At 50.6% G+C, this 21,469-nt stretch carries 21 protein-coding genes; 12 read left to right on the forward strand and 9 right to left on the reverse strand.

Translation table 11 applies throughout. The features are described 5' to 3' along the window. Positions 1-69 precede the first annotated feature (69 nt). Positions 70-1,089, reverse strand: a complete 1,020-nt coding sequence (fbp, locus tag LGS26_RS09055) for a class 1 fructose-bisphosphatase (RefSeq protein ID WP_237888548.1) — start codon at positions 1,087-1,089, stop codon at positions 70-72. A 175-nt stretch (positions 1,090-1,264) separates the two neighbouring features. Here fbp and LGS26_RS09060 point away from each other — a divergent pair, with 175 nt between their 5' ends. The 4 genes from LGS26_RS09060 to lgt are packed head-to-tail and all read left to right on the forward strand — an operon-like array spanning position 1,265 to position 4,643. After that, positions 1,265-2,044 (forward strand): sulfide-dependent adenosine diphosphate thiazole synthase, encoded by a 780-nt coding sequence (locus LGS26_RS09060; protein ID WP_237888549.1) that lies wholly within the window; start codon positions 1,265-1,267, stop codon positions 2,042-2,044. Beyond that, a complete protein-coding gene (gene pcnB, locus LGS26_RS09065; protein ID WP_237888550.1) occupies positions 2,025-3,350 on the forward strand; it encodes a polynucleotide adenylyltransferase PcnB in 1,326 nt (441 codons plus the stop codon). Before LGS26_RS09060 ends, pcnB begins: the two co-directional genes overlap by 20 nt. After that, positions 3,347-3,799 (forward strand): hypothetical protein, encoded by a 453-nt coding sequence (locus LGS26_RS09070; protein WP_237888551.1) that lies wholly within the window; start codon positions 3,347-3,349, stop codon positions 3,797-3,799. Before pcnB ends, LGS26_RS09070 begins: the two co-directional genes overlap by 4 nt. Before the next feature lie 4 nt (positions 3,800-3,803). Beyond that, complete coding sequence (lgt, locus tag LGS26_RS09075) at positions 3,804-4,643, forward strand: prolipoprotein diacylglyceryl transferase (RefSeq protein ID WP_237888552.1); 840 nt, start codon at positions 3,804-3,806, stop codon at positions 4,641-4,643. Here lgt and LGS26_RS09080 read toward each other — a convergent pair. The 6 genes from LGS26_RS09080 to gatC form a co-directional block, all read right to left on the reverse strand. Beyond that, a complete protein-coding gene (locus LGS26_RS09080; RefSeq protein WP_237888553.1) occupies positions 4,587-5,564 on the reverse strand; it encodes a metal ABC transporter substrate-binding protein in 978 nt (325 codons plus the stop codon). The genes lgt and LGS26_RS09080 overlap by 57 nt on opposite strands. Then, positions 5,557-6,498 carry a GGDEF domain-containing protein gene (locus tag LGS26_RS09085; protein WP_237888554.1) on the reverse strand — a complete coding sequence of 314 codons (942 nt, stop codon included), beginning with the start codon at positions 6,496-6,498 and terminating at the stop codon, positions 5,557-5,559. The genes LGS26_RS09080 and LGS26_RS09085 overlap by 8 nt, the downstream gene beginning before the upstream one ends. Position 6,499: 1 nt before the next feature. Then, the gene (locus tag LGS26_RS09090; RefSeq protein ID WP_237888555.1) at positions 6,500-7,381 is read right to left on the reverse strand and encodes an HDOD domain-containing protein; all 882 of its coding nucleotides are present in this window, start codon (positions 7,379-7,381) and stop codon (positions 6,500-6,502) included. A gap of 113 nt (positions 7,382-7,494) precedes the next feature. Further along, on the reverse strand, positions 7,495-7,803 hold the full coding sequence (locus LGS26_RS09095; protein WP_237888556.1) for a hypothetical protein: 309 nt from the start codon (positions 7,801-7,803) through the stop codon (positions 7,495-7,497). Between the two features lie 12 nt (positions 7,804-7,815). Beyond that, positions 7,816-9,279 (reverse strand): Asp-tRNA(Asn)/Glu-tRNA(Gln) amidotransferase subunit GatA, encoded by a 1,464-nt coding sequence (gene gatA, locus LGS26_RS09100; protein ID WP_237888557.1) that lies wholly within the window; start codon positions 9,277-9,279, stop codon positions 7,816-7,818. 34 nt (positions 9,280-9,313) lie between these two features. After that, on the reverse strand, positions 9,314-9,598 hold the full coding sequence (gene gatC, locus LGS26_RS09105; protein ID WP_237888558.1) for an Asp-tRNA(Asn)/Glu-tRNA(Gln) amidotransferase subunit GatC: 285 nt from the start codon (positions 9,596-9,598) through the stop codon (positions 9,314-9,316). A gap of 220 nt (positions 9,599-9,818) precedes the next feature. Between gatC and LGS26_RS09110 the strand changes: the two genes are divergently transcribed. The 8 genes from LGS26_RS09110 (at position 9,819) to LGS26_RS09145 (ending at position 18,029) form a co-directional block, all read left to right on the forward strand. Next, the gene (locus LGS26_RS09110; RefSeq protein ID WP_237888559.1) at positions 9,819-10,796 is read left to right on the forward strand and encodes a polyprenyl synthetase family protein; all 978 of its coding nucleotides are present in this window, start codon (positions 9,819-9,821) and stop codon (positions 10,794-10,796) included. A gap of 49 nt (positions 10,797-10,845) precedes the next feature. Continuing rightward, positions 10,846-11,613 (forward strand): polysaccharide deacetylase family protein, encoded by a 768-nt coding sequence (locus tag LGS26_RS09115; protein ID WP_237888560.1) that lies wholly within the window; start codon positions 10,846-10,848, stop codon positions 11,611-11,613. A 94-nt stretch (positions 11,614-11,707) separates the two neighbouring features. Next, positions 11,708-13,117: an argininosuccinate lyase gene (gene argH, locus LGS26_RS09120; RefSeq protein ID WP_237888561.1), complete on the forward strand. Its 1,410-nt coding sequence runs from the start codon at positions 11,708-11,710 to the stop codon at positions 13,115-13,117. Continuing rightward, entirely contained in the window at positions 13,114-14,193 is a 1,080-nt protein-coding gene (locus LGS26_RS09125) for a hypothetical protein (protein ID WP_237888562.1), read from the forward strand. Before argH ends, LGS26_RS09125 begins: the two co-directional genes overlap by 4 nt. A gap of 21 nt (positions 14,194-14,214) precedes the next feature. Beyond that, on the forward strand, positions 14,215-15,483 hold the full coding sequence (gene lysA / locus LGS26_RS09130; protein WP_237888563.1) for a diaminopimelate decarboxylase: 1,269 nt from the start codon (positions 14,215-14,217) through the stop codon (positions 15,481-15,483). Positions 15,484-15,487: 4 nt separating this feature from the next. After that, on the forward strand, positions 15,488-16,306 hold the full coding sequence (gene dapF / locus LGS26_RS09135) for a diaminopimelate epimerase (RefSeq protein ID WP_237888564.1): 819 nt from the start codon (positions 15,488-15,490) through the stop codon (positions 16,304-16,306). Then, positions 16,306-17,370, forward strand: coding sequence for an endolytic transglycosylase MltG (gene mltG / locus LGS26_RS09140; protein WP_237888565.1), 1,065 nt, complete (start codon positions 16,306-16,308; stop codon positions 17,368-17,370). The genes dapF and mltG overlap by 1 nt, the downstream gene beginning before the upstream one ends. Then, the gene (locus tag LGS26_RS09145) at positions 17,370-18,029 is read left to right on the forward strand and encodes a nitrite/sulfite reductase domain-containing protein (RefSeq protein WP_237888566.1); all 660 of its coding nucleotides are present in this window, start codon (positions 17,370-17,372) and stop codon (positions 18,027-18,029) included. Before mltG ends, LGS26_RS09145 begins: the two co-directional genes overlap by 1 nt. Here the strand turns inward: LGS26_RS09145 and LGS26_RS09150 are convergent. Both LGS26_RS09150 and LGS26_RS09155 read right to left on the reverse strand, forming a co-directional pair. Continuing rightward, positions 18,026-18,859, reverse strand: a complete 834-nt coding sequence (locus LGS26_RS09150) for a hypothetical protein (protein ID WP_237888567.1) — start codon at positions 18,857-18,859, stop codon at positions 18,026-18,028. The two genes, LGS26_RS09145 and LGS26_RS09150, sit on opposite strands and share 4 nt — an antisense overlap. Before the next feature lie 125 nt (positions 18,860-18,984). After that, the gene (locus LGS26_RS09155) at positions 18,985-21,468 is read right to left on the reverse strand and encodes an AMP-binding protein (RefSeq protein ID WP_237888568.1); all 2,484 of its coding nucleotides are present in this window, start codon (positions 21,466-21,468) and stop codon (positions 18,985-18,987) included. Position 21,469: the final 1 nt, after the last annotated feature.

Raw genomic sequence — 21,469 nt, forward strand, 5'->3', positions numbered from 1 at the left:
TGGAAGAGGTGCACAAACCAGACGGGCATTAAAACGGCCAAAGGGCACTGACGCTGGACCACGCCTGATTTAAACATCGCCTTTCATTATGGCCGTAGCCGTTTCTACGTCCCTCCTACTGCCTATAAAGAGCGGGGTTCTCTGATGCAGATGGGCCGCCCTGATATCTAATATACGCTCCCTTCCATCGGTTGCCGCCCCCCCAGCCTGTTCGGCCACAAACGCCAACGGCGCAGCCTCGCAGAGCAATCTCAGTTTACCGCTGGGTTTTGCCGGGTCTTTATTGTCCGCAGGGTACATAAAGATACCGCCATCCAAGAGGTTTCTGTGAAAATCCGCCACCAAGGCCCCGATATACCTTGCGGTATACGGCTTGCGGCGGGCGTTCTCTGTTGACTTGAAATAATCGACGACTTTTTTTGTGCGCCCATCCCAATAATTGGTATTTGATTCGTTTACTGAATATATCCGGCCCTGTTCCGGTATGCGTATGTCTGGGTGAGAGAGGAGGAACTCCCCAACCGTAGGATCAAGGGTAAAGCCATGAACGCCCTTGCCGGTCGTATATACCAGCATGGTGCTTGGGCCGTAGAGAAAATAACCGGCCGCCACCTGTTCCGATCCCTTTCTCAAAAATTCCTCCATGGTAACATAAGGCCTCTCGCCGACCACCCTGTAGATAGAAAAGATAGTACCTATATTTACATTTACATCTATATTCGACGAACCGTCCAACGGATCGAATATTAGGATGTAGTTCCCCCTGGGCATGTCATCAGGCACCTCGATGACATCCGCATTTTCCTCGGACGCCATGGCGCACAAAACCCCTGAACGCTGCATCCTGTAGATCAAGACCCTGTTCGAGAACTCGTCCAACTTCCTGACCTGCTCTCCTTGGACGTTTATATCGCCCGTAAGACCAAGGATGTCCACAAGTCCAGCCTTTTTGACCTCTCTGGCTATGATCTTGGCAGAGAATATGAGTTCACTCAGAAGCCTTGTAAACTGTCCGGTCGCCGCAGGCGATTCCTTCTGGTGTATCAAAAGGTGCTCCGTTACTGTTATCCCCAGTCCTTCCATGCGCATTTAGTCCTCCTCACAACAGGATTTCAAAGGATTTTGACCTCTTACAATTCCATCAATCTTGACGGCCTTTATGAAAATCCAAGGTTTTTTATCAAACGGATTTGCAAAAATTCAAAATTAAGCTAAGTTGCCAGTTTGTTTATCTTTTAAATAACATAAGGGAGGCATTTTTTCTATGTCTTTAGATGAGGTCAAGATAAGCCGCGCCATCATTTCGCGCTACATGTCAAAGCTCTCGGAGTATTTGGAACTGGACGCAGCTATCGTTGGCGCAGGCCCTTCCGGGCTTATCGCCGCACTGAAGCTTGCGGAAAAAGGCCACAAGGTGGCCCTCTTCGAAAGAAAGCTCAGCATCGGTGGCGGCATGTGGGGAGGCGGCATGATGTTCAATGAAATAGTCCTCCAGGAAGAAGGTGCGGCCATATTAAAAGAGTTGGGTATAAGGGTAGAGGACGTTGGAGACGGATATTACACATCCGACTCGGTAGAGTGCGTGACCACCCTTGCAAGCCTCGCGTGCAAGGCCGGGGCCAAACTGTTCAATCTTATAACTGTTGAAGACGTCATGGTGAGAGATAATCGAGTAACAGGGCTTGTCATCAACTGGACTGCGGTCGATATGGCCGGACTCCACATAGATCCGCTCGCCGTAAGGGCCAAGTATGTAATAGAAGCTACAGGGCACCCCACAGAGGTCTTGAAGGTGGTGCAACGGAAGATGGGGGCCCGTCTTCTCACCGAGACCGGCGCTATAATGGGCGAACGTTCCATGTGGGCCGAGGTTGCCGAAAACACCACCCTCGACAACACCAAAGAGGCCTTTCCAGGGATATTCGTGGCTGGTATGGCCGCAAACGCCACATTTGGATCGTTCCGCATGGGCCCTATATTCGGCGGGATGCTACTCTCAGGACAAAAGGTCGCAGAGCTGGTAGATGAAAGGCTCAAGGCCTAAACCGAGGCTGATACAGCCTGATCTCTTCGGCACCGATGAAAGGCCAGGGCCCTTCATAATCCCAAGGCCAGAGCACTGCCTGAGCAGAAAAGATGTGGACAGAGAGGCGCTCAAGGTCCTCTATCGCCTGAAAGACCACGGATTCATAGCGTACCTGGTCGGCGGGAGCGTCAGGGATCTGCTCATAGGGAAGCGCCCCAAGGACTTTGACGTAGGGACCAATGCCACACCCGAGGAGATAAAGAGGCTCTTTCCACACAGCCGCATCATAGGCAGACGGTTCAGGCTTGTACATGTGTATTTCAAGGGTGGTAAAGTGATAGAGGTCTCAACCTTTAGGCAAAAGGCCGAATATGACGCTGTACAGTCTCAAGACAGCGCAGGGGATGATGGCGACAATATCTTTGGAACACCACAGGAAGATGCAATGCGCAGGGACCTGACGATCAACGGCCTCTTTTACAATATCGCCGATTTCAGTATAATAGATTATGTAGGTGGCATGGCCGATCTCAAGGCCGGGATAATCCGCACGATAGGCGATCCTGAAAGGCGCTTTCTGAAAGACCCAGTGAGGATGCTTAGGGCGATCAGACATGCTGCGCGCACCGGGTTTGCAATAGAAAAGGCGACCTGGGACGCCATATTAATACATAAAGACATGATACGCCTGTGTGCCGTTCCGAGGGTGCGTGATGAATGGCTCAAAGACCTGCATTCAGGGGCAAGCTGGAAATGGGCGGAACTCCTGTTTGAAAGCGGTCTCTTTTCATCTATATTCCCCAATTACTTCAAGGGAATAAAAGAAGGAGACCGCGGGCTTGCAAAGACACTCCTTTCAGGGCTGCTGTCATGGCTTGACAAGGCGGCCGGCGGCGATAAAAAACCTACGGAATCGTTTATACTTGCGCTCTTTGCGTATCCGAGGCTCCATGTTGCACCAGGATGGAGATCTCTCTATTCTGAACGCATAAGATGGCCTGTCCAGGAGACACGGGATTTGTTAAATGAGACGATCGCCCCGTACGACTTCAAGAAGTCAGTGAGGGATGAGGCAGCCCAGATATTGTCAGGTCTGTGGCCGATAATAAGGTGCCTTGAGATCGGCAATTGGCCGAAACGCGTCTATTGCAAATCTAGGTTCGCCGACAGCGTATTGCTTTATGACCTGATTCAGGAACAGCTTGGACTACCTGCCATAGGTCCTAATCCGCACCTCAACCCCAAATACCAAAAGGAGGCGCAGGTGCGCAGAAAAAGGCGCAGAAAAAGACCAAAAAGGGAGAAAGAAGTCGAAATATCATGAGATTGAGCCAAAATGCAAAAGACCTAGTACTTATAGAACTTGACGATGTCGGGCTGTTGCTTGGAGAAATAAGATACAACCGCCAGACTGAAACGGCCAGTTTTGCGCTTGAAAAGGCCGGCTTTTTCGATCTTTATCTCCCATGCACCGTTTTATATGACCAACAACGCGGTCCGATCGTCCATCCCCACATACTCTCGGCGCTCACGACGTCTTCCGTACGTATTCAAAGAAGCCGGGTCTCGTGTTTCATCCTCGAGCCTGACATCAATCCTGTAATTGCGGAACAATACCATGCGATAAAGGCTGCCCTTGCCCAAAAGCCCGAACCGGATCCCGAGAAAAAACGAGACAATGGGCCGGAAGATAAAAAGGCAGGCAAAAAGCGGGTGATAAGCATACATTCACTGAAAGATGCAATAAAAGACCCAGACAAGGCCAAGGATTAATACCATGCTCCCCTATCCACAGATAGACCCTGTCATTTTAGAAGCGGGCCCATTTGCGCTCCGCTGGTATGGACTCATGTATCTCATCGGCTTCCTCGCCTCATACTCGCTTGTACGCAGACAGATAACAAGACATGCGGTGACAAGCGGTGTAGGCGGCGGTGACCAATCCCTCGACCTTGACATGGAAGCGGAATTAAATCATTTAGACGGGCTTTTCCTCTGGCTTGCGATAGGGGTAATCGTGGGGGGAAGGCTGGGCTATGTCCTTTTTTACAATCTGCCCTATTATCTAAACCACCCCTTTGAGATACTGGCCACATGGCATGGAGGCATGTCTTTTCACGGCGGCGCGGCCGGCGCCATGGCTGCTGGATGGGCCTATTGCATACGACACAGGATAAACTTCTGGCTGTGGGCCGACAGATTCGCTGTAACAGCCCCTATTGGATTGGGGTTCGGCAGGATCGGTAATTTCATAAACGGCGAACTCTATGGAAGGCCCACCAATGTACCATGGGCCATGATATTCCCGCAAGGAGGCCCGATTCCAAGGCATCCATCGCAACTCTACGAGGCCTTTCTGGAAGGCATACTTCTCTTCATCATCCTTTGGCCTCTGAGTAAAAGGCCTTGGCCACATGGAAGGAAGCTCGCCCTTTTCCTCATGCTCTATGCAATAGTACGCTCGGTTGCAGAGCTGTTCCGCGAGCCTGATCCACAGCTTGGCTTTGTGCTGCTGGGGAGTCTGACCATGGGCCAGATCCTTAGCATCGGCTTTTTTGTCCTAGGACTGTTTCTCTGGTGGTATCTTGGCAGACCCCTTACATCCAAGTCCTCTTGAAAGGGCTGCTAAGTTTCTGTACATAAGTTTTATAAATGTGGTCTTGTCGACTATGTCATTTTTTTTAAGGCTCTCCCCAGGCGTTATTACAAAACACTGCGCCCCGGTCTCTCTTGAGATGGCCTTTCCAAGACTGTCATTTACCGTATCGTCAAAAAAAATGGCCTTAACCCCCTCTTTTTTTACAAGTTCAATCACATCGGCCATCTTCTTCGGGCTCGGGCTTGCATCAGGGGATATGCCGTACAGAGCCACCTGTCTCAAGCCATATGCCTCAGCCAGATAACCGAATGCCGCGTGCCCAGCCACTACAAGCGTCTTTTGCTCGCAAGAAGAAAGCGTCCGTCGATAAGAAGTATCCAGCGCCTCCAAGGCCTTTGCATATCTCCTGGCATTTTCTTCATAAAAACCAGCGCCTGCAGGATCAAGGTCGGCCAATTTTTTGGCGATCCTCATCGTGGCCTCCGCATCCCATTTGAAATCAAGCCATATGTGTGGATCAGCCCAGCCATGACCATGGTGATCATGTCCTTCAACCTCGCTGGTCCTCCCTCGCCAACCCTTAAGGTCTGAACCCTCAGCCAGCACCAGGACGCCGCCTCCTCCGCTACGGACTTTATTTACAATCCCTCCGGCCCACGGCTCAAGCCCTGCCCCGATCAACACCACCAGATCGGCCTGCTCAAGACACAGCATATCACTGATTTTAGGCTCCCAGGAATGCGGATCGGAACCGGGGGGAAGGAGCTGTCTTACATCCACCCTATCTCCACCAACGGCCCTTACCATCTCGGAGACAGGGAATATGCTCGTAACCACGGCCAACCGCCCCTCAGCCGTGGCGCCCTCCGCCGAATACAGACCAAAAAACACAAAGACAATGCAGACAATCGCAAAAAATCTCATAACAGCCCTATTCATCCCCATTATTCTGCCCTCTCCTGTCTATAAGATAAACGCTGCCAGGCATGCCTTTTACCTTGTGCTTCAACTGGGCGGCCGTTTCAGCCACCTCGCCATAGTGGCTATAACGCCCTGGCATACATCTGACCACTGCTATTGAAAGACTGGTCAGTGGGAAGGTCACCTTCTCGCCCCTGCGATCGATGCCCACAAAACAACCGGCATCTATATCTTTTTCGTCCAGAAAAAGGGGGATCAAGGCACTAAAATCATCGATAATCTTCTCGCATACGTCCCTTACGATCTCAATTGGTGTCGAAAATACAAAATCATCACCGCCTATATGCCCGACGAACCCCTTTGCGCCAGCCATCTCCCGAACTGCATTTACAAGTATGCGGGCCACCATCCTGATGACCTCATCACCCCTTGAAAACCCATAAAGATCATTATAAGGTTTAAAATTATCTATATCAACATAACTGATCGCAACAGACAACCTTGCATCCAACACCTCTTGTATATATCTCAATATGGATGAATTGCCGGGGAGCTTTGTAAGCGGGTTGTTGTCGGCCACCCTCTTCGTGCGCTCCAGTGCAAGCCCTATCCTGGCATTTATTTCCCTAAGGCTTGCATCGGTGAAGATGATGTCGTCTACCCGATATTCACCCCAATCCATGCCGGAGGTCAGATCCTGTCTGGATATACAAAGAATGATCGGAAGAAGGGCGAGCTGAAGGCTGTCTTTAAGGGCCTGGATTACGGTCTTGTCAAGGTCGTTGGGCAATCCTTTCTGCATAATCAGGAGATCGGGTGGGTCGTTTACTATATCTTCTACGGCCGCCTGGACATCCTGCTCAAACATAAATTCGTGGCCCCTCGCCTCAAGAAAGAGGCGCTCTCCCTGCCTATTAAATAAAACAGGGGCTACGACAGCTATGCGTGCCAATTTATTCTCCAGCGCCCCCCTTGGTCTGCTGCATCCGAAGGGTGAAGTCTTTAAGCTCAATTATTTTTTCATCGAGCTCATTCAAGACCTCTTTCATCTCACCCTTACCCATCTTTATCCTCTCCCAGGCCTTGTGGTCGAGCGGCGGGACCCATTTGTCCCCGCCTGAGCCGAAACCCACAGCCCTGATTAGGATATCGGAAAAGTGCACTATGGCGGCAATATCTCTAAAGTCAGTGGCATCTTCCGGATTATGATGATAAATAACAGGCAGGATCAGCCGATCAGGAAGATTCCACTGCTTAATGAGCCATCCGCCTATCTCTGGGTGGGCGACTCCAAGACACTCAAGCTCGGCCTCCCTCATAGAGATGCCGCGCTCCTTAACCATATTTTGTATCTCTTCATATTCTTTTGTAAATTCCGCCCTTATCACCACCTTGCCTAAGTCATGTATAAGCCCTGCCGTCGAGACTTCTTCGGGATTTTTCAGCCCATGCCTCTTGGCAAAAATGCCTGCGGCTGTCGCACACCCGAGCGAATGCTCCCAAAGCCCTACGTCGGAAGACTGCATTACATCAAAGATGGAGGAGGTCACGATCAGGGTCTTTATAACGTTAAACCCCAAAAGCACTATGGCGTTCGAGACCGCGCCGATCCTCTGCGGAAAGCCGAAAAAAGACGAATTAACCATCTTCAAGAGCTTACTTGTCAAGACCTGATCTTTTTCTATGACCGAACCGAGCCTTGAGGCCGTCATCTCTTCGTCTTCGACCATCTTATTCAGCATGGAGGCGATAGGCGGGAGAGTCGGAAGCGATTTTATATATCTCAATCTATGTCTTATATCCTGTCTCTTTTGCCCCTGGTCCTGTTTATCCATCTTGTTTGGATCCCTCCCATGAGCAGATTATACACCGTTGCGAGGCAGAAAATCCAATTTCAGGCAATATCTATGCGTCATCAGACCGCAATCAGAGATTCCGCATAGATTCATTATGTCTTTGCCTCTTCTATGATGTGTTCGGCGATAAGCCTCATAAGCGCCCGCAATACCGGGTCGTCCTTTACCTTTGCAAATCTCTCCTCAAGCTCCTTAATCATCTCTGCAAGGGACTTTTCACCCGGCATCTGGACGGGATGGCCTTTTACAACGACGACATGCACACCGCTCTTTGAAAGTCGACTTATAAGCTCTGCGGTCAATTCCACCCCAGGCCCACACAATATCTTACCGTCTTCGGTCTTGACCGCCTTTGCAAGTATCATTTCAGGTGCGGCAAGGGATATGGGGATGCTCTGCATCTGCTACCTCACTCAAACCTCAGGCCATCTAGATATCTTCCCGACAAAGGTCTCGAGACTATACGCCACCCTAAGGAGTTTCTCATCCTCAAACGAATCGGCCATAAGCTGAACACCTATTGGAAGGCCATCTTTACTGAAGCCGCAAGGCGTTGAGATGCCCGGAACGCCAGCTAGATTCGTCGCTATTGTAAATACATCACTTAAATACATCTGAAGCGGATCCCCTGTCTTCTCACCAAGCCTGAAGGCAGGGGTTGGAGCGACAGGTGTTATAAGACAATCGCACCTTTTAAACGCCTCAACGAAATCCTGCTTTATCAAGTTTCTGACCTGGGATGCCTTTTTGTAATAGGCATCGTAATAACCTGAGGAAAGGACATAGGTCCCGAGCATGATCCTGCGCTTGACTTCGGGCCCAAAGCCCTCGGAACGGGTCTTCTTATACATTTCAGACAGGTTCCGATAACCGGAGGCGCGCAGTCCATATTTCACGCCATCATATCGCGACAGGTTAGATGCAGCCTCGGCAGTGGCGATGATATAATAAGTTGCAATGGCATATTCAGTATGCGGGAGACTTACCTCGACCATCTTGCAACCCATGGCCTCAAGGGCCCCTATGGCCTTTCTGACGACCGCCTCGACATCAGGATCAAGGCCGCCAACTAGATATTCCCTCGGCAAACCTATGGTATAACCGCTGATCCCCTTACCAAGTCCGGCTGTATAATCAGGGACATCCCTTGAGGAAGAGGTGGAGTCCATCGGATCATTTCCTGCAATGGCGCCAAGGAGTATAGCTGCATCGGTTACATCTTTTGTTATAGGACCAATCTGGTCAAGGGAAGAGGCAAAGGCAACAAGCCCGTATCTAGAAACCCTGCCGTAGGTTGGTTTAAGGCCAACTACGCCGCAATGTGAAGATGGCTGACGGATTGAACCACCAGTATCGGAGCCTAAGGCGCCTGCACAGAGCCTTGCGGCCACAGCCGCCGCTGAACCGCCGCTTGATCCCCCAGGTACTCTGGTAAGATCCCATGGGTTATAAGTAGGATGAAAGGCCGAGTTCTCGGTCGAAGATCCCATGGCGAACTCGTCCATGTTGAGTTTGCCCAACATCACAGCCCCCGCCCTGTTTAACCTCTCGATCGCTGTCGCATCATAAGGTGGGATGAAGCCTTCAAGCATACGCGAGGCACAGGTCGTCTTAATACCCTTTGTACAGATGAGATCTTTTATGCCGAGCGGGACGCCGGTAAGGGGTGTGATATCCTCGCCCTTATCAAGACGTCTCTGCGCATCCTTCGCCTGATTCAATGCGAGCTCATGGGTGACGGTTATATAGGCCCTTATCTTGGGATCAACCTGATCAATCCTGTCTAGATATGCCTTTGTCACCTCGACAGGGCTTATCTCGCCCTTGGCGTACAACTCACCTAATTCTTTAATAGTTAAGTCTATAAGATCCGGCATGCCTCTCATTCTCCATTCTTAAAGATGGTCCTGATCAAATGATTTTCGGGACAGCAAAGGCGCCGTCTTCCTTCTGAGGGGCATTTTTCAGTGCATCTTCGACAGAGAGCGAGGGCATCTCCACATCATCTCTGAAGCGATTAACACAATCAAGGGAATGGGCCAAAGGGGATACGCCGCCTGTATCCAATTCGCCAAGCTTCGCTACATATTCAAGTATCTCGTTCAGCTGTACAGTAAATCCCTCAATCTCATCTTGATCAAAACTTAAACATGCCAAATTAGCAATATGCTCGACCTCAAGGCGCGTGATCTTCACTGTTTACCCCTCCTGAGACAGACTGTCCAGCCTTTGCCCATACGATCCAAAAGACACCAGTCTCAATCAGACCTTCCAGGGTCTTAGACCTCATTAAAGCCTATAAAGTTTCAAAATTCAATAATCCACAGACTATTACATGTAGCCCTTACTGGTTTTATATGTTATTTCCTTAATGATTGAAAACTGCGCACCTACCAAACAATTAAAAAATAAAGTCATGGAAACCGATATACTTGAACAGTTAAAACCGTATTTTGAGCGCCTTGACAGCCGGATGTCTAGCTGCTTTGCCTCACACATGCCATTTATAAATGAAATAACAGGGCACATACTCTTTGCCGGCGGCAAGAAGGTCAGGCCGCTGCTGACAGTGCTTTCAGCCATACTATGCGGAAGGGAGGAGATAGATGAAGCCTATGATCTTGCACTGGTCCCTGAATATCTACATGCGGCAAGCCTCTTGCATGATGATGTAGTCGATGACGGGAAATTAAGGCGAGGCAAACCGCCTGCATATACTATCTGGGGAAACAAGGCTACGGTCCTTGCAGGGGATTTTCTATATGCAAGGGCCATAGAGCTGGCCACACGCTTCGAAGACATCCGCATAGCAAGGGTCACCGCCGAGACCGTGGCCCTTATGTCCGAAGGCGAGGTCATGCAACTCCTGCATTCAAAGAACCCGGACTTTTTTGATGAACAGACCTATATGGATATTATATACAGAAAGACGGCTGCACTGATCTCGATGTCATGCAAGATCGGTGCGCTCTTTGCCGGGGCGGATGACACCAGGGTCAATGCCCTTTCCAACTACGGCCTTTGTCTGGGCAAGGCATTTCAAATGATAGACGACCTCTTGGACTATACCGCTGACACAAAAGAATTCGGAAAGGCCGTCGGCGCAGATCTTGCCGAAGGAAAGCTCACGCTGCCCCTGGTTTACGGGCTCAGCATAGCCTCTCCCAAAGAAAAGAGTGAGATATTTTTGATATTGAAAAAGGATAAACATTCTCCTGAGGAGCTTGCATGGATAAAAGACCTTCTCGAGACCAAGGGTGCCTTCAAATACACGAAAGACAAAGCCGAAGAACTCATAAGGATAGGTTGCAACGGCCTCGATATATTCGGATCATCGGAAACAGCCGGGATATTGAAAAGGCTTGCAAGGTTTGTGGTTGAGCGTAGGAAATAAATCTGTTTAATTTATGCGTTGCAATATGAAGAGCTAATAAGGATGCAAAATGGGCTTAAATAGATCTAAGATAATAAAAGGACTAGCCGTCCTGGCCGGAACGGGGGCGGCCGCTGGTGCAGCGTATGAGATTTTTTGCCCAAAGGCCGAATTTTTTGGCAGGGTGATAACCCACGGGCCGAGGACGACCAATGCGGTTGGGATCGTGTTCGATCAGGGCCCAAATCAGGCCACAGCCGCTGTCTGCAAAAGACTGCATGAATTATCCATCCCGGCTGCATTTTTCATTGAAGGCAAAAAGGCCAGGAGCCTTCCGTGGGCAATGGACCATATTCAGGCGTTTGAAATAGGCATACACGGCGAGGACTACAGACCTCTCATATTCAAAAAGGAACAGGATATAAGGCGCTCACTCAGATCAACCCAATTCCTTGTAAGAGAATTCCAAGACAAAGGTGCGAGATACTTCATGCCGCCCTATGGCTTTAAAGACCTGCGCCTGATGCGTGTAGCGCACGAACTTGGACTTATTGTAGTAAACCCTTCGCTCACCCTTAAAATCATGCCCCTCCGCCCATATGCGGCAGGCATGCAAGCCAGGCAAGATCCGGCAAAGTCGATCTCGGGCGCGATATCCAGGCTACTACTCAAGGTGAGATCGGGCGACATAATCCTCATACCTTCCTACCTGACCGCCGGACAGGGGGGCGGGCGGCACGACATGGCCGGACTGATGCCGGAACTACTCACCGAGCTGGTCATCGGCCTGAAGACGATAGGGCTCCGGCCATGGGGTTTAAAGGCCCTTATCGGATGAGATCGCCATCATAAATAAATGTATGTGTGCCGGCGGGAACTGCCCGCATATTGCACTGTTCGGCCAAATGATAAATAAAAAATATGCAATGGCTATGAATAACGACAAAAAAACCGTAAAGAAACCATGGGGCGGGAGATTCGCCGAGGATACAGACAAGCTGGTTGAGCGTTTTACAGCCTCGATCCATTTTGACAAAAGGCTCTACAGACAAGACATAGCTGGCAGCAAGGCACATGCCACTATGTTGGTGAAACAGGGTATCATAAGCCCCGAAGAGGGCATGGCGATCGTCCGCGGCCTAGACGAGATACAGCATGATATCGAGGCCGGGAAGTTCGTCTGGCAGGAGGCGCTGGAAGACGTCCACATGAACATCGAACAAGCCCTCGTGGAACGGATCGGGGATGCGGGCAAAAAACTCCATACGGCCAGGAGCCGCAACGACCAGGTGGTAACTGATACAAGGCTTTATCTGAGGGATGAGACAGACAGAATAAGCGATCTTATTCATGGACTGCAACTTGCCCTGCTGTCACAGGCAAAGCGCCACCCTGAACTCATAATACCTGGATATACACACCTTCAGAGGGCGCAACCTGTACTCTGGCCGCATCACATGCTTGCATATTATGAGATGTTCAAGAGGGACAAGGAGAGACTCGCTGACTGCAGACGGCGTATCAATATCTGTCCACTTGGAAGCGCCGCGCTCGCAGGCACCGGCCTTCCCATAGACAGGGAATTTACCGCAAATGAACTAGGCTTTGATGACATCTCTGCAAATAGTATGGATGCCGTAGCTGACAGGGATTTCGCGGTGGAATTCCTGGCCGCACTCTCCATTATCATGGCCCACTTGAGCAGGCTTTCCGAGGAGCTTATCCTGTGGTCAACGGTTGAATTCGGCTTTATAGAACTCCCTGATGCATTTTGCACAGGATCGAGCATAATGCCGCAGAAAAAAAATCCTGACGTACCGGAACTCATCAGGGGAAAGACCGGCAGGGTATACGGCTGCCTGATGGCCATGCTGACACTTATAAAGGCGTTGCCCATGACCTACAACCGTGACCTCCAAGAAGACAAGGAGGCATTGTTCGATGCAATCGACACAGTAAGTGCATCTTTAGAAATGATGACAGCCATCATCTCCAGACTTGAGCCTAAGAAAGAACACATAGGAAAGGTTCTTGAAAAGGGATTTCTGACTGCTACCGATCTTGCTGACTATCTTGTAAAAAAAGAACTTCCATTCAGAAGCGCCCATGAAGTCGCCGGCAGGATAGTTGCAAGGTGTATAGAGACAGGCAGGGATATCAAAGACCTCAGTCTCGACGAATTCAAGGCGTTCTCGCCGCTCATCGAAGAAGATGTGTATGATGTCCTGACGGTCGAAGGTTCTCTAAGGTCCAGGTGCTCTATTGGCGGCACGGCGCCCGAGACAGTGGCCGAGGCCGTGAGGCGGGCCGAGATAGAACTGAATGGATTTAATAAGCAATGAAACGATCTTGTAAAAACTACCTTGCTTTCCTCGCCGCCCTATGCGGCTTGATTATGCTCTCGGGCTGCGGAAGAAAGGGGGCGCCTGTCCCCCCAGGCACTATCCGTCCGGTCGCGATAAAAGACCTCTCATACACGATAACACCTGAAGGCGCCGAACTGTCCTGGACCGTCCCGATCAGAAACCTGGACGGAAGCCCTATAGAACGCATCAAGGGTTTTGAGATCTATAAGGCAGAGGCGTCTGTGAATGAGACCTGCGACGGATGTCCCCCAAGATTTGGACCACCCATAGAGATACCGTTTGAGGCCCATCCAGAAGAGGCGAGAAAGATGTATTACGACGACCGCACGCTGCACCAGGGAATGAGGTATATTTATGAAGTGCGCACAGTCAAGGGCTGGCTCAACATAAGTGACCCGTCAAACAGGATATCCTTTGCATGGCATGTCCCTGCATCGCCGCCTTCACAGATTTCGGCACAACCTTCGGCTGATGGCATATATCTATCATGGGTTCCACCTGGAACATGGGCGGATGGAAGCCCAATAGATAAAAAGATCTCGTATAAGATATACAAGGCAGAGGCAGTTGAAGGGCAATGGAAGGCGATCGGCCCTCCGGTTGACTCAACAGGCTTTTTTGATACATCCGTGAAAAAAGGTGTAACATATAAATATTCCATATCCTCCGTCCTCATCTATCACGGCACGGAGATCGAAGGCCGGCGCAGCCGTGAAATAACCGCCCAGCCAATTGACCTGACACCACCTAAGCCCCCTGAAGGCCTGGTGGCGGTCTACAGGAAGGCCTTGGCAGGAAGCGGCGGTGAAGGAGGCGTCGAATTGTTGTGGCAGGAAAACTCCGAGCCTGACCTTGCGGGCTATATAGTTTACCGCCGCAACAAAAACGGCCTTATCGACAAATTGAACCATTCACCGATCCCAATCCCCAAGTTCATCGACTTTACGCGGCTGTCACCTGGTATCTACGAATACTGGGTTACGGCCGTTGATCGGGCGCACCCCCCCAACGAAAGTCGCCCGTCGAAACCGGCAAGTGTCGAGATATATTGATTCCGACTGAAAGGTAGCTATATGGATCACTTTGTTTTCAAAAACGGCGAACTTTATTGTGAAGATATACCGGTAAAGAAAATAGCCGAAGAGGCAGGCACTCCGCTTTACATATATAGCACGGCCACACTGGAGAGACACTTCAAGGCCTTTGAAAAGGCCCTTGTCCACCGCAACCACATCATCTGTTTCGCCGTCAAGGCAAACAGCAACATAGCTGTGTTAAACATCCTTGGCCGTCTCGGCGCTGGTGCCGACATAGTCTCAGGTGGGGAGCTCTTCAGGGCGTTGAAGGCCGGAATACCCGCCGACAGGATAACCTACTCAGGCGTAGGCAAGACCAGACGGGAGATCGAATACGCCCTCAAGGCCGGCATCTTGATGTTTAATGTGGAGTCATTAGACGAACTCTACACAATCGGCGAGACGGCGGCAAGGATGGGAAAGCGGGCTGGCATATCATTCCGTGTAAATCCGGATATCGATCCAAAGACGCACCCTTACATCTCGACGGGCCTCAAGAAAAACAAGTTCGGACTGCCGGTTCAAGAAGCCGTTGAGGCATATCGGCTTGCCTCTGGGATGGACTGGCTCGAAACGATCGGCGTAAGCTGCCATATCGGCTCACAGATCACAGAGACTGGTCCCTTTAAAGCTGCGGCCGAAAAGATAGGTAGCCTCGTAAAAGGGCTCGAGACAGAAGGCATAAGGCTAAAATTCATTGACTTGGGAGGCGGGCTCGGCGTCAGATACAAAGATGAAACACCGCCTGAACCTGAGGAATATCTCGCCGCAGTAATCCAAGAGATATCATCGCTCCCGCAGACCTTGATACTCGAACCAGGCAGGGCCATATGTGCAAATGCAGGGATCATGGTCACCAAGCTCCTCTACACAAAGGACTCTGGGGAAAGACGTTTTTATATAGTGGACGCAGGCATGAACGACTTCGCAAGGCCGAGCCTCTATCAGGCATATCATGAGATCGTGCCGGTGACCGGGCCGACCGCCGGAACGGCCGCCTTGCTCAAACCGACTGACGTCGTTGGACCTATATGCGAGACAGGCGACTTCCTGGCCAGGGGATGCCCGATGCCGTCCATGAAAAACGGCGACCTCATTGCAGTAAGGGGCGCCGGAGCCTACGGCTTCAGCATGTCCTCCAACTACAACTCGAGGCCAAGGGCAGCTGAGGTATTGGTGGCCGGAGACAGATTCAAGGTCATAAGGACAAGGGAGACCTATGAAGACCTCATAAGGGGCGAGGAGATCTGGGAGGCCTGGAGGTAACGCAATGGAACCGTTGAAATTCAAAAAGATGCACGGAAGCGGCAATGACTTCATCCTGATAGACAACAGAACCAGTCTCATTCAAGCAGATACGGCCCATGATCTGGCTAGGCGTCTATGCCGTCGTAGATTCTCAATCGGGGCGGATGGCCTTATCCTTATCGAGGGGTCAGAAACGGCTGATTTTAGATGGCGCTTCTTCAACGCTGATGGAAGCGAGGCTGAGATGTGCGGAAACGGCGGCAGATGCGCTGCAAGGTTTGCAGTTCTTACAGGGATCGCCGGACCGAAATTAAAATTTGAGACAGGGGCCGGGCTGATCCATGCCGAGGTGAAAGGTGCGAAGGTAAAGCTTGAACTTCCAGCCCCAGCCGACATGGAACTGAACATATCCATTGATGTGAAAGACGACCGAGTCACAACACACTTCATAAATACAGGCGTGCCGCATGCAGTGGTTTTGGTGGACGACCTCAAAAGATGCGACGTTGTAGGACTTGGAAGGGCGATAAGATTTCATGAACGCTTTAAACCCGCAGGTGCAAATGTAGACTTCATCAAGCTTGAAGGCCGGGATGTCCTTATCCGCACCTACGAACGCGGCGTAGAAGGTGAAACGCTTGCATGCGGTACCGGCTCAGTGGCAGGGGCCATTATAGCGGCGGTCAAAATCGGGCTTGCCCCACCCTTAAGGGTTAAAACAAGAAGTGGAGAGGTCCTGAAGGTCTATTTCGATCTGAACGGTGGAGAGGCAAGGGATGTATTCCTGGAAGGCGAGGCTGTGCTTGTATATTCCGGGACACTAGATGGAGACATCTGCTGATGCGTCTTTTAAAAGACCTCTGGTGGCTCCTACTTTTCTATGTCGTATTTCTAGGGAGTTATGAGGCATGGAACACCTGGAACTACTGGATGACACCTAAAAATACAGCCGCCCCGTCAAAAATCATCAACATAACGCCTGGCATGAAGTTCTCAGAGGTGGCCAACCTACTTGAAAGCGAGGGATTGATTAGGTCGAAGACGGGCTTCACCATTCTTGCTTGGATAAAAGGCATGAGCGGCAGGCTCCAGGCCGGCGAATACCAGCTTTCTCCGGCCCAAAGCCCGGATGACATCCTAGACTACCTGGTAAACGGGAAGGTGCTCAAACATGTCGTGACCATACCCGAGGGATTCAATATCTATGACATAGCCGGACTCATCGAGAACGCCGGGATCATGCCCAGAAATCGTTTTCTTGACGCCGCCAAAGATCAGGCCCTCCTCAAGAGACTCGGCATCGACGGCCGGACGGCTGAAGGCTATCTCTTCCCCGATACATATTTCTTCACTAAAGATACCCCTCCTCAGAAAATCATCGCCACAATGGTAGAGAGACTGAAAGATGTCTGGCGGAAACATGGCCTCCAAGAAAGGGCCAATGCGCTTGGAGTCACCATGAAAGAGGTCTTGATCTTGGCCTCGATGGTGGAAAAGGAGGCTGCAATACCCTCCGAGCGCCCAATAATCGCAAGTGTCTTTTGGAACAGGATCAAGAAAGGCATGCCGCTGCAGTGCGACCCAACCGTTTACTACGGTATCTTGGACAAACTGGAGTCCGAATCAGGGACTGGAAAAGGGCCAAGCCTGCCGACAAGGCTTACCAAAAAAGACCTGCATACTAAGACGCCATATAACACATATTGCATAGACGGCCTACCGCCTGGCCCGATTGCAAACCCGGGTCTCGATTCCATAAAGGCAGTCCTTTATCCTGAGAAGACGGATTTTTTATATTTTGTGTCGAAAAACGATAACACACACTATTTTTCAAAAACCCTCGCCGAACACGACAAGGCGGTGGAAAGATATCAAATAAGAAAAAACGACGAAGGAGGTGTCTGATGGATAATACAATCCCAATACCAGGTCTTGTAATTCAAGGAGACGGCTCCTACGCCCTTACTATTGAATGCCCAAACGGGATTATAACCCCTGAGGTCATCGATACATTATCAAGGGTCGTAAAAGAGTTGGGGATAACCGTCCACATCACCACTGCTCAGAAGATCATGCTCCTGGGGCTTGACCAAAAGACAGGCCGGAGGGCAATAGAGCTCCTGGAAGAAGGCGGGGCTGGCGTAAGGAAGGCCAGGGATATCTCCCAGCCAAGGGTGTGCGTAGGTAAACCATATTGCAAGCTTGCACTGCAGAAGACCTTTCCGTTTGGGGAGTATATCTACAAAGAGCTTGCCAGGATCCCTATCCCGCCGAAATTGAAGGTGGCGGTGGCTGGTTGTCCGGCCTGCTGCTCATGGGCGAATATGGTGGATATAGGTTTTTCAGGCAGAAAGAGCGGCTTTGTGGTCATGCTCGGAGGCCATGGCGGGAGCAGACCCAAGGAGGGATGCGAGGTGGGCAGGATCTCGTCGCCTGAAGAGGCGGGCGAGATAATAAAGAGGCTTGCCGCGATGTTCTCAAGGCATGTAAAGATAAAATCAAGGATGGACAGGCTGATGGAGAAGATCGGCATTGAAGAGTTAAAAAGAGCGATAGGGTTTTAGCTGTTTTTTATCCTGTCAATCAGCACAGAGAGTGGCAATATCCTCCCCTGGCAAAACGGCGCTGGGTCAAACAAAGAGACATCGGGCCGTCGGGGCAGGATCTTCTTAAGATCGACATCGATCTTCAACCCCAAACCCGCCATCTCAAGATGAAAACCTGTAGGGTACGGCGAACCGTCAGGCAGTCCGTCAGGGGCACTGTAGCGTACATCGAGGCCTTCAAGCCTTAGATAAAGCGGGGCCAGGGTCTTTGGGTCAAGACCTACCACGCCCCGCCGCCCGTCTTCCACAAACCCTATGCACAGTGGCCGAACTGATGACCCTTCCCACTGCCCTGCAGGACACTCCGAGACATCTTTGTCACCACCCATGCCGTATGCTGACCATGGGGCGAGGACCAGCATAGCCTCATCGGCGATACCATTTAACATGCGGCCATCCGGCAGCAATGCCTCATCACCAAGATCCGCCGTATAGATGACGCCATGGGATGGTATGTAGAGGTAAAGCCAATCGTCTGTGAGCAGACAGTCAAAGACAGTAACACCCATAGCCCCAAGACCTGTCGCCCTGAGTTTCAGGCCGTTCTCTGCGCGCTCCCAGTTTATTATACCCGTGACCCTTGGCTGGGCCTTGCCCTTCAAGGTAAATTGAACCAGCGCATTTGCGCTCATGGCCGCTGGAAGCCTCGTCTGACGCTCCAGGGCCTCTTTAATGGGAAGCGAAATCTGCTTGAGCGGCCCAAGCTGAATAGTACTCGATGGGGCGACGATAGCGCACCCGCCTATCGCCATCAATAATAACGCCGAGAAAATGACTTTAACCAACATAAAATTTCCCTTAAACAAATAAACCACCGACATGCAAAACAATTCATTAAACCGTAACTATGATACCCCGAAGTAGATTTTTTAGAAAGGATGAATAAAAAAATAAAAAAACCGACGATAAAGACTTACAGCACGACGCCCTTTTTCATAGCACCTTCTATTGACCTCTTCACTATACCGACGATCTCGTCATAATCCATCCCGTTCGGAAAGACAGGTGGCAAGAATTTCAAATGTATCTCATAAGGTCTTGGGATAAGGCTTCCTAATGGAAAGGCCCTGAATGCACCGTCTATCGCAACCGGAACCACAGGGACACCGATCTCCTTGCTCAAGATGGCAAAGGCCTTTTTAAAAGGCAAAAGCCCTCCGTCCCTTGTACGCGCACCCTCAGGAAAGATTACTATTGACTTGCCCCTTCTAAGGAGGACGGCGGCCTTTTTCAGGGCTGATGCAAGGTTTCTGTTCAAATCGAACGGGATCACATGCATCCTTGGGGCTATAGCTCGCCTAAGCGGCGACCTAAAATATTCCTCTGTGGCTATAAAATAACTGTCTCTCAGGGCGTACGACGGAAGGGCCGCTATTATCAAAAAGCCGTCAAGGAGGCTCTGATGGTTGGGGGCAAGGATAAAAGGCCGCGCTGGTAGGACATCGGCGCCACTGACCTTGAAGCGGAAATACGGTCTGGCCGTAAGGGATAATACAGCCTTCAAGGTCAGGATAGACAAATCGCCTTCATATATATCTATATCGACCACCCCATCGGCACCAAGGACATCCCGCCAGCCGACCTCACCCCTTTCAACCCTTACAGCATCCTGTTTTATATAGACATAAAGATCCTTAACAAGGAGGAGGTGCGAGAGCTCATCTTCCGTCACAGACATCCCGAAGGTCTTTTCAATGAAGCTCAAAAGCTCAATCTTGCCAAGGGAATCAAGGCCGAGATCCATCTCAAGGTGGTCTTCCAGGAAGACCTCCTTGCCGGAAACTTCCTTGAGATATGCACTCAAGGCAGTGAATACCTCATCAGAGGGACCTTTTGACCTTCTCTCAGACCTCTTCGCCGCCGTAACAACCGAACCAAGCAGATGCCTCTTTATCTTCCCAAGCCTTGTCTTGGGAAATTCAGATGAAACCACATCAAAACCTGATATCTTCTTGTAATCAGGGACAGACCTGTTGTATTCATCTATAACCTTCCATTTAATGAACTCGTTTATATTGCTAATGTTAGCTGCCTTTAAGGCCTCAAGATCAGGGCGCACGAGACAAAAAAGTCTGCCATTTTTCTCCATAACGGCCGCCTCCTTCACACAGGCCGCTGTAGCAAGCACCATACCCTCTATCTCCTCGGGATTGATGTTCTTGCCATTCGAAAGGACGATCATGTCCTTTTTTCTGCCCGTGATATATAGATAACCGTCCTGGTCCAGTGCGCCTAGATCGCCGGTATAGAACCAACCGTCCCTTATGGCGTCTCTAGTCCTATCAGGCAGATTCAGATAGCCCTTCATTACATTGGGGCCCCTTACTGCAATCTCGCCCCCTTCGATCTTCACTTCGACTCCTGGGAGAGGCCTACCTACCGAACCTATTTTAATGACACGGGGCAAATTGAAAGAGATGATGGGAGAGGTCTCCGTGAGCCCGTAGCCCTCAACCACAGGGAGACCAAGGGCAGCGAAATCTCTTGCAATCTGCGGTGAGAGCCTTGCCCCGCCGCTTACAAGATACCTCAGTGCACCTCCCAGACGAACGCGAAGCCGTCTGAATATGAAACGGGATATAGCCAGCCGATCAAGGGATCTCGACAACATAAAAAACATGAAAAGGATGGGATTTTTGCGTACGCGGCCCATTATCGACCGATAAAAGAGCTCGAAGACCCTGGGGACCCCTACAAATATGGTAACCTTATAGGTCCTGCAGGCCGTAATGATCTCATCCGAAGACGGCTTGTCCACCATCACGATAGTGGCGCCGAGAAAGAGGGGGGTCAGGACAGTCGTCATTATAGGATATGTATGATGAAATGGCAGGATCGAGAGCAGTCGGTCATCCCTTGAGGCGATCCCTGTACTTATGATGCCTTCTATGTTTGAGAGGAGATTTCTTTGCGTTAGCACCACACCCTTTGGTCTTCCCGTAGTCCCTGATGTGTATGGGATCAAGGCCGCATCGTCGTCCGAAAGGGCCGAGCTGAATCTCCCGCCATGTACAACCAAGCTGGACAAATCCTCGAATACGAAGATATGTCCGGGTCTCGCACCTGAAGAAACGGCATCCAACAGGACCTTTTCAAGCACCTTTGATGTAAAGATCGCCTTCGGCATGGAATCGTTGAACACATGCACTATATCGGTTGGAGATGAAAGGGCATCTATCGGGACAACCGCAGCACCCCTTTGCCAAGCTGCATAGACAGCACATATCCATTCAGGCCTGTTTTCGGAAAAAATAGCCACCCTGTCCCCATGTCCAACAGGAATGAGATCTGAAAAGGCCTTGATCCAGGCGTGAAGCCAGGGAAACGAGATCTCCCTTCCCTGATAAATAATGGCCGTCTTGTCAATATCTGCTATCTTCATTGGATGTACTTGCATG

Source organism: Dissulfurimicrobium hydrothermale (assembly GCF_022026155.1).
GTDB lineage: Bacteria > Desulfobacterota > Dissulfuribacteria > Dissulfuribacterales > Sh68 > Dissulfurimicrobium > Dissulfurimicrobium hydrothermale.

Bases quoted from the DNA above. Each gene is read 5' to 3' on its own strand.
- fbp (WP_237888548.1), bottom strand. From the start codon at position 1,089: ATGCGCATGGAAGGACTGGGGATAACAGTAACGGAGCACCTTTTGATA.
- LGS26_RS09060 (WP_237888549.1), top strand. From the start codon at position 1,265: ATGTCTTTAGATGAGGTCAAGATAAGCCGCGCCATCATTTCGCGCTAC.
- pcnB (WP_237888550.1), top strand. From the start codon at position 2,025: ATGAAAGGCTCAAGGCCTAAACCGAGGCTGATACAGCCTGATCTCTTC.
- LGS26_RS09070 (WP_237888551.1), top strand. From the start codon at position 3,347: ATGAGATTGAGCCAAAATGCAAAAGACCTAGTACTTATAGAACTTGAC.
- lgt (WP_237888552.1), top strand. From the start codon at position 3,804: ATGCTCCCCTATCCACAGATAGACCCTGTCATTTTAGAAGCGGGCCCA.
- LGS26_RS09080 (WP_237888553.1), bottom strand. From the start codon at position 5,564: ATGAATAGGGCTGTTATGAGATTTTTTGCGATTGTCTGCATTGTCTTT.
- LGS26_RS09090 (WP_237888555.1), bottom strand. From the start codon at position 7,381: ATGGATAAACAGGACCAGGGGCAAAAGAGACAGGATATAAGACATAGA.
- LGS26_RS09095 (WP_237888556.1), bottom strand. From the start codon at position 7,803: ATGCAGAGCATCCCCATATCCCTTGCCGCACCTGAAATGATACTTGCA.
- gatA (WP_237888557.1), bottom strand. From the start codon at position 9,279: ATGCCGGATCTTATAGACTTAACTATTAAAGAATTAGGTGAGTTGTAC.
- LGS26_RS09110 (WP_237888559.1), top strand. From the start codon at position 9,819: ATGGAAACCGATATACTTGAACAGTTAAAACCGTATTTTGAGCGCCTT.
- LGS26_RS09115 (WP_237888560.1), top strand. From the start codon at position 10,846: ATGGGCTTAAATAGATCTAAGATAATAAAAGGACTAGCCGTCCTGGCC.
- argH (WP_237888561.1), top strand. From the start codon at position 11,708: ATGAATAACGACAAAAAAACCGTAAAGAAACCATGGGGCGGGAGATTC.
- LGS26_RS09125 (WP_237888562.1), top strand. From the start codon at position 13,114: ATGAAACGATCTTGTAAAAACTACCTTGCTTTCCTCGCCGCCCTATGC.
- lysA (WP_237888563.1), top strand. From the start codon at position 14,215: ATGGATCACTTTGTTTTCAAAAACGGCGAACTTTATTGTGAAGATATA.
- dapF (WP_237888564.1), top strand. From the start codon at position 15,488: ATGGAACCGTTGAAATTCAAAAAGATGCACGGAAGCGGCAATGACTTC.
- mltG (WP_237888565.1), top strand. From the start codon at position 16,306: ATGCGTCTTTTAAAAGACCTCTGGTGGCTCCTACTTTTCTATGTCGTA.
- LGS26_RS09145 (WP_237888566.1), top strand. From the start codon at position 17,370: ATGGATAATACAATCCCAATACCAGGTCTTGTAATTCAAGGAGACGGC.
- LGS26_RS09150 (WP_237888567.1), bottom strand. From the start codon at position 18,859: ATGTTGGTTAAAGTCATTTTCTCGGCGTTATTATTGATGGCGATAGGC.
- LGS26_RS09155 (WP_237888568.1), bottom strand. From the start codon at position 21,468: ATGCAAGTACATCCAATGAAGATAGCAGATATTGACAAGACGGCCATT.